General features: G+C 59.3%; 6 protein-coding genes. 4 read left to right on the plus strand and 2 right to left on the minus strand.

Annotated features, from left to right (window positions below):
- Positions 1–254: 254 nt before the first annotated feature.
- A complete protein-coding gene (locus tag AB4Y32_RS39985) occupies positions 255–680 on the minus strand; it encodes a VOC family protein (protein ID WP_368726512.1) in 426 nt (141 codons plus the stop codon).
- Between the two features lie 277 nt (positions 681–957).
- On the opposite strand from AB4Y32_RS39985, the gene AB4Y32_RS39990 reads away from it, so the two are divergent.
- Together AB4Y32_RS39990 and AB4Y32_RS39995 are read left to right on the plus strand one after the other, a co-directional pair.
- The gene (locus tag AB4Y32_RS39990) at positions 958–1404 is read left to right on the plus strand and encodes a cupin domain-containing protein (RefSeq protein ID WP_368726513.1); all 447 of its coding nucleotides are present in this window, start codon (positions 958–960) and stop codon (positions 1402–1404) included.
- Positions 1405–1611: 207 nt separating this feature from the next.
- Complete coding sequence (locus AB4Y32_RS39995) at positions 1612–2535, plus strand: PilZ domain-containing protein (RefSeq protein ID WP_368726514.1); 924 nt, start codon at positions 1612–1614, stop codon at positions 2533–2535.
- Between the two features lie 174 nt (positions 2536–2709).
- On the opposite strand, the gene AB4Y32_RS40000 is transcribed toward AB4Y32_RS39995, so the two are convergent.
- Positions 2710–3042, minus strand: coding sequence for a hypothetical protein (locus AB4Y32_RS40000; protein ID WP_368726515.1), 333 nt, complete (start codon positions 3040–3042; stop codon positions 2710–2712).
- A 667-nt stretch (positions 3043–3709) separates the two neighbouring features.
- Between AB4Y32_RS40000 and AB4Y32_RS40005 the strand changes: the two genes are divergently transcribed.
- Both AB4Y32_RS40005 and AB4Y32_RS40010 read left to right on the plus strand, forming a co-directional pair.
- Positions 3710–5623: an AAA family ATPase gene (locus AB4Y32_RS40005; protein ID WP_368726516.1), complete on the plus strand. Its 1914-nt coding sequence runs from the start codon at positions 3710–3712 to the stop codon at positions 5621–5623.
- A gap of 148 nt (positions 5624–5771) precedes the next feature.
- Positions 5772–6962: an acyltransferase family protein gene (locus tag AB4Y32_RS40010; RefSeq protein WP_368726517.1), complete on the plus strand. Its 1191-nt coding sequence runs from the start codon at positions 5772–5774 to the stop codon at positions 6960–6962.
- Positions 6963–7554: the final 592 nt, after the last annotated feature.

A 7554-nucleotide genomic window follows, 5' to 3' on the forward strand; every position in this document is an offset into this window, starting at 1 on the left:
TGCGGGTGCGCTTCGTCGACAGATCCAGACCAAGACCAAGCTGTGTCATCTCGCCGCTCCTTGAAGTATCCCCATCCCAGGATAGTTCACGCTCACGTCAGTGCCAGGACTTTTGCAGAGATTCCCTAGTACTTTAGCAACGGATACCGGGGAGAACGCACGGTTTGTTTTGATAGGGGTATCAGCGCGAGAGATAGCTAACGGACCAAGCGGTCTTGCTGAAGAATGGAGCGCGAATGGGCCGCTATTTTCGCTCAGGCATTCATCTGAATGCGCGGATCGAAATCGAATTCGAGCCGGATGCCGCCGGGTTCGTAGAGCATCGTGTGCCGCTTGGGTCCGGTGCCGAGGTTCTCCGGCGCAAAGTCGACCTTGACGCCAGGCCATCGCGACACTCGCTCGAACACTGCGCCGAGTTCCTCTTCACTGCGAACACGAAACGCCAGATGATGCAGCCCGACATTCGCCTTGCGGTCGAATTCGACGCGGTTGGCGGAATCGGCGACTTGCCAAAGCGTCAGCATGATCTTGCCGTCCGATACGAAAGCAGCAGGGTAGTCGGGTTTTTCTCCGACCTGTGTCCAGCCGAGGCAATTGATAAAGAAGTCACGCGTCACGTTCAGATCGCGAACGGTCAGTCCGACGTGATCGATACCGTCGGTGAGCGGTTGGGTCGTCATTTTCGGGTCTTCCTATGCAGTCGGGACGATCGCGGGTTTCGGCGCGACCGATGCAATTATAGGAACGCGGACTCGCGAAGATTCTTGAGCGGCAAGAAACGGACATTTGCGAGTGGGGCATCGTGCTGGGACATGGCATGGCGATTACCGCGTCATGGCCCATGATGCAAATGCCTTGAGGTCACGCGTGGAATACGCGTCTATTGCGGCCGCGCGACCCTCATCTACACTTGATCATACTCATGGGCTCGCGGATAAGCGACAGAAGGAGCCGGCAATGACAGACAACACGACGGCGGCGGCAAATGAGCCGATCATGATCGGCGGATTGACGATCCGGTATCTGATCGACGGAACCGCGAAGGGCGGAATGGGCGTATTCGAGTTGACGGTGCCGCCTGGCTCGCGCGTGCCGCCGCCGCACAGTCATATGAACAATGAAGAGTGTGTCTATGTGCTCGAGGGCAAGCTCTGCTATGCCGTCGATGGCGACGTGCGCGATCTCGCGCCTGGTGACTGGATGCACACGCCTCGCGGATCGGTGCATGCGTTCAGCAATCCACACGGCGCAACGGCGCGCGCGCTCATCGTGCTTACACCTGACATCGGGGCGCAGTACTTCCGCGATGTCAGCGCGGTAATCGATGCGGGTGGTCCGCCTGATCGCGCGAAGCTCTTTGCCGTCATGTCCGCCTACGGTCTGGTGCCCGCCGTGCCGCAATGAGCGACAGCACGCGTGAGGACGCGAATAGCGGACCCGACCGTTTAAGGCAAGCACTTGCGCCTGCAAAAACTTGCTCGATACAAACGTTTGCGCTGTTGGTGTGAACTTCGACGTCGTGCATACTTGCATGCTGCAAGCATTCGAGAATGGGCATCTCGGCGCGGTGCAATGCAATTCGAACAAAACCACGAGAGGAGAAGACCAGTCATGCCGTTGGTGCCGCTGTCGCAACGGGAAGTCACGATCGGGGTTCCGCTGCCTTTCTCCGTCTACACGGCGGATGGCAAGCTGCTGATAGGCCGGGGACATGTCGTTCAGAGCGAAGCGCAGTACCAGAAGCTGTTTGCTTTAGGCGCATACAGGCACACATTTCCCGGTGAGCATCGCGACGATGCGAAGCCGGCACACGACGACGTGCCCATGCCCGCGGCGCGTACGCATCGCAATCACGACGAGCTGGACTTTATCGGAAGCTTTCCGACGACGGGGTGCGTGCCCGAGGATTTCGTCGTCACGCTCGCGGACGACAGCGGAATTTCCGCGCGCACGCAGTTCGTTGGCCTGCTGGAGAAGGTCAGTGTTCTTCTCACTGGCAACGACATCGATCCCGCTTTCATGCAAGGGGCAGCCGTCGACGGTCAGTTCATCGCGGGCCGTTATCGCTATTCGTTCCAGTCGGAAGTCATCGGCCGCCACGCGATGCCATTCGAAGTGCTCTATTTGCGCTATCCCGCAGAAGTCCGCTCGCGCACGCTGCGGCGGAATGTTCGCGTGGGCATCGACGTCACTGCGCGCCTTTCGAGAAACGACCGGCCGATGGCGGGCACGGAAGTGCGCGCGGTCGATCTCAGCTCGACAGGCGTGGGCCTGCTCGTTAATGCGAATTCGCCCGCGCCCGGCGAGCACTTCAAGCTCTCGTTGCCGCTCGCGCGCGCGGGCCGCGTACGCACGGCGCCGCTGAACTGCATTGCGCGCAACCGGCGCACGAAGGGCGGGGAAACCCTGATCGGCGCGGAGTTCGGCAATACGTCGGGAGAAGTGCGCGCGCTCGTGAGCGACTTCGTACTGGATGTACTGACGGGGGCCGTCGCGCGCGAACATCCCGCAGCGGGAGAAGAGCGATTCGCGTGAACCGCAACAGGACCGAAAAAAGGCCGACGTCGCCGTCGGCCAAATGGATTTCCGTGGTTGCGAGGGGTGCACGGAAACCGTGCCTGCATGATACGGACGCGCAGATGAAGGCACGCTTAAGGACCGTACGGGCATCGGCCTCGGTTTGGAGAGTGCCGCGCTCACGCAGCGCACTCACGTCCAGTACTTATAGTCGCTCACGCTGCGCTCATAGCCGTGAACTTCGTGATGTTCATGACGCTTGCGCGCAGCAGCCCGGCCGTACCCATCGGCTTTCTGCGCCTGCGCGCGCTCGCGTTCCGGAACGACTGGCGACGAGACAGGTGCAGGCCATGCCGCTTCGGCGGCAAGACGTTCAAGCGGCAATTGTGCATTCGCTCCGACGACGAGAATCGCCTGCAACAGACCAGGAGGCGCCTGACATGCGCATGTCGCGGCAAGCGCGACACTGCAAGCCGCAATGGCATAACGTACCCGAAAGTGAGGGAAGCTGATCGTGTGCATCATACGTTCTCCACTGCGCGCGCGAGACGGCCAGGAGTCTCATCGTTGTGCTCGTCCAGAAGAATGCTGTCGAGCATTTGTCTAATTTGTCTAAAGTGCGACGTCAAAAAGAGGTTTTGATCTTCGCGTCGACACGATGTCTACATGAATAGACGGCAAATACGCTGGTGTTTTGAAGGTGAGGTCACGTATGCATCGCCGCGATGCGTCTGAAGAAAGGCGGGCACGGCACGGCAATCAGCGTCGATCAATCTGCGGACATTGATCGAGTCGGGCAGCGTTGGGACCGACACACTGGAGACGTCCCATTCGGCTCTGCCGGTATCCATCACTCCCGCAGAAGTTCGATCCGGATCTGCCTCTCTCGGCAACGCCGATCTAAAAACAGCTCAAGTAACTAATCGACCCTGAAATAAGCTCTTTTCTATTGTTTTGGAAATGGCACAGGCCTGGGCATAATGAGAGTTGTACACGGCGGTTGAAAAAGGGACGTTTCTTTTTTACCGACCGTCATTGCACGAAAGAGCTGGTCCTCCCTCGCTCGCGGCTCCGCAGTAGCCCGGCCCAATTCCACCCAGTCTCGTTGCGCGCATCGCGCGCAGTGCGCTCCCTATTATTTTTTCACGTTCGTCCGTGAAGGCCGCGATTTGGCCGTTTTAGGAATCAACTGATGAAACCGGCAAAGAATACGTTCTGGTCCCGTTATGGTCGTTATGTGGTGCTTGGCGTGATCGCGACGGCCTTCGCGGCGCTCGTCACGTTTTTGCATCTACGCCACGAACAGCGCAAGGCGATGACATCGCCGGTTCTCGGAGGCGTCGCGAGCGAAATGCGCAAAGACGCGTCGCCGTGGACACATCAGGAAAGGGACGCGTCCGAAATGCTGCGCGACATTCGCGACCATAACGTAACAGCCATCGGCGTGAGCCCGAATGCGATCCTGGTGTCGACGGGTGACGGAGCAAAGTACTACGTCACTGATCACAACGCGGCCTTTTCGAATGCACTGCTCCTCGGCGAAATGAAGATGGACGCGCATTCTCCGTATCAACTCGTATGGCTGCCCGATGCGAACGTCCACACGGGCTCCGCGCGTTGGGCGGATGCGTTCGACAAGACGCGCGACGCGATCAGCCTGCTATTTCCGCTGCTGCTGATCGGCGGGCTCGCGTGGTTCATGCGACGCGAAATGACGGGCGGCGCGCGGTTGCTCGAAAAGACACCCGTACTGTCCTTCGACGACGTGATCGGCGCGGGCGAAGCAAAAGCAGCACTGGCCGACATTCAGGCCTATCTGTCGAACCCGAAGCAGTTCGCGGGCATGGGCGTGCGCGCGCCGTGCGGCATTCTGATGACGGGTGGCCCCGGCGTCGGCAAGACGCGTCTCGCGCAGGCGCTCGCGGGCGAGTGCGGCGCGAATTTCATTTCGATCACGGGCAGCTATTTCAGCGCGAAGTACTACGGCGTCGGCATTCAGAAGGTGAAGCACCTGTTCGAGCTCGCGCGCAAGAATGCGCCGACCGTCATCTTCATCGACGAAGCCGACGGCCTCGCCAAACGCACGGACACGGGCGGCGGTCCCGTCGAAGCGGAGAGCAATCGCATCATCAACCAGTTGCTCGCGGAGATGGACGGCTTCGAATCGAATGAAGGCGTGGTTATCGTCGCGGCGACGAATCACCCGGACAATCTCGACGAAGCGTTGCGTCGTCCGGGCCGTTTCGATCGCACGGTGCAGGTGCGTTTGCCCGATCTCGAAGATCGTGCGGACATCATCCGTTTCTATGCCGAGAAGCTGAAGTCGAAATCCGATGACATCGACTTCAACCAGCTTGCCCGATTGACAACGGGACTTTCCCCCGCGACGCTCGCGATGGTCGTCAATCAGGCGGGACTCGTCGCACGCAAGGCGGGTGATGACGTGATCGCATCGAAGCATTTTGTCGAAGCGATCAAGATCGCGCGTATCGGCGATGTAAATGGCGCGGAGCGCGCGCTCACGGAAGACGAGCGTACCCGTATCGCCGTTCACGAGGCCGGCCACGGGCTCGTTGCCGCGCTGCTCGATACGGGCGTACTCGAAGAGGTCACGATTTTGCCGCGAGGCGGCGCACTGGGCGTCGCGCTGATCACGAAGACGCAGGACAAGCACCTGTATCGCGAGACGGAGATGCGCAACGAAATTCAGGTGCTATTGGGCGGCCGCAATGCCGAATTGCTGATGTTCACGGAAGCATCGAGTGGCGCGGCGCAGGACTTACAGGAGGCATCGCGCATCAGTCTAGACATGGTGTCGAAATTCGGCTTCAACGCAGATGGCAATCTGTTCAGCCTTGCCGCGCTGCCTGCGCAATACGCGGGTTTGCAGATGAAGAACGCGATCGAACACGCAAACATCTTGCTCAAGGAGCTGAACGAAGCCTGCTATGCGCTGTTGAGCGACAACGAGCCAGTGCTGCGCGCGATTGCGGACAAATTGCTGGAATCGGAGACAGTGCCCGGTGAAACGGTCTATCGTCTGATCGACGAACACAAAGCTAACCGGGACGCGCTGCATCTCGCGGAGCAGCCGGCGGCGGCCTGATCGATTCGTACGCGACTGCGGCGTCCGCAGTGCGAAACGCTTGAATAGCGAAACAAAAAACAGGAACTTCCACGGAATACATTTTGTCCACGAACCTCGCGGCCCTTTATTGGGCGAACTCACAGTCAAAGCGCGAGGAGGCTTGCAGATGGACAAAAGCCGCGTTGCCGCGCTCGACGCCGGTCGGGCGCTCGCGATCGTCGGGGTTGTCGCCGTACACCTGTCGTTTCAGTTTCCCAATCTGCCGCATGCCGTGACATTGCTGGCCCGCATGGGTCAATACGGCGTGCAGCTGTTCTTCGTGATCAGCGCGATCACGATCTTCATGACGCTCGAAACCGACCACGCACGTTGCGTGGATGCGCGTCACGTCACATTGCGTTTCTATATCAAACGCTTCTTTCGCATCGCTCCACTGTATTACGTCGCGATTGCCGTCTATGGGCTGATCAGCTATGGCGCAATGGAGTCGGGATATGAGCGCGCATGGGTGCTCGGCTCGCACGGTCCCTTCGATGTTCTGCTCAACATACTGTTTCTTCACGCGCTGTCGCCGACGGCGATCAACAACGTCGTGCCTGGTGGATGGTCGATCGGCGTCGAGATGCTGTTCTATCTGATCGCGCCGCTTCTGTTCTTCGCGGCGATGAATCGCGTGCGGCTCGTGCTGGCGACGGTGGTGCTGCTGGCGCTTTCCATTGCGTCGATGTCGATCGGCGATTGCCACGGCACACTCGACTGTCACGTCAGAAACAACTCGTTCAGCTATTTCTGGCCTCCTGTGCAAGGGCCGTGCTTTATCGTCGGGATGTGGGCGTGGTATGGCTTTCGTTCGCATTTGATGGGTACGTCGAACGTCACCCGGCGCGCGGCGTGGCTCTATTTCGCGCTCGCACTGGCCTTTGCGCTTGCGACGGCGGCGCTCGGCGTATGGCTTGCAAAGGGGCATCAATTCGCGCCCGTTCTTGCTGCATGCAGCGCGGTTGCGTTCCTGTTGTTTGTGGGCTCGCAGTGCGATGCGATACGCGACCTGATGAGATCGCGCGGTGCGTTCGTCTTCCGTCGATGCGCTGCAGCGTTGGGACGCGAAAGCTATGGCATCTATCTGTGGCACTTCATCTGTGTGTACGCGACATTTCATTTCTTCGCGCACATATTCAGGCAGACCGATCAGGATATGTCGATTGCGCTCTTCATCGTGACCGTGCTGATCGCGCTCGCTGCCTCATATGGATTTTCGCGCCTCTCGGACCGACTGATCCAGGGCCGCGCGACACAACTGTCGCGCAAGCTGCTCTCGCACGTCGATGGGCGCTTTCATCCAGCACGGCGTACGTGACGCGAGTGCATTCGAATGATGGGCGCGATGCTTCGTTATCTGAAAGCTCGTTGATAGAACGTGAATGCACATCGTCAGCGATAGCGCGTTACGCGCCAATCATTCGGCAACTGCAACGCAACCCAGCACGCATGCAATCGCGCGTAGATGTCGTGCCGGTTTTCGTGTTGCGGTTCACGGACTCTGGCCGCTTCGCCTCATCACACAGGCGTTCGCGCAGCGTTATGTTTATTAGACATGACCCTCATGCACAATTTGCATTGGACGGCGCAGTGTCACTCCGGGGACTATCCGGCACTCGCTCGATGGCATGCGCTCTATCCACAACACGTCTCGCAGTGCACGTTGCGACAGCGTCGCGCTTCGCCATCGAATTACAAGGAAAGCCGGAATATTCAGCGTCGGGATGTAGTGGCCTGGCGGTTCCGTGCATCTGAGATATGAGGAAGACAATTGAATAGCTCGATTCAACGGCACATCGGCCCATTCGCGCTGATGCTGACGGGGCTCGGCTCGATCATCGGATCGGGCTGGCTGTTCGGCGCCTGGAAGGCGGCCAAGATTGCAGGTCCTGCCGCGATCTGCGCGTGGG

It is taken from the genome of Paraburkholderia phymatum, from assembly GCF_040965635.1.
Classification (GTDB): Bacteria; Pseudomonadota; Gammaproteobacteria; order Burkholderiales; family Burkholderiaceae; genus Paraburkholderia; species Paraburkholderia phymatum_B.

Excerpts from the sequence above, each read along its gene's own strand:
- AB4Y32_RS40000 (WP_368726515.1), bottom strand. The coding sequence starts at position 3,042 with ATGATGCACACGATCAGCTTCCCTCACTTTCGGGTACGTTATGCCATT.
- AB4Y32_RS39985 (WP_368726512.1), bottom strand. The coding sequence starts at position 680 with ATGACGACCCAACCGCTCACCGACGGTATCGATCACGTCGGACTGACC.
- AB4Y32_RS40005 (WP_368726516.1), top strand. The coding sequence starts at position 3,710 with ATGAAACCGGCAAAGAATACGTTCTGGTCCCGTTATGGTCGTTATGTG.
- AB4Y32_RS39995 (WP_368726514.1), top strand. The coding sequence starts at position 1,612 with ATGCCGTTGGTGCCGCTGTCGCAACGGGAAGTCACGATCGGGGTTCCG.
- AB4Y32_RS39990 (WP_368726513.1), top strand. The coding sequence starts at position 958 with ATGACAGACAACACGACGGCGGCGGCAAATGAGCCGATCATGATCGGC.
- AB4Y32_RS40010 (WP_368726517.1), top strand. The coding sequence starts at position 5,772 with ATGGACAAAAGCCGCGTTGCCGCGCTCGACGCCGGTCGGGCGCTCGCG.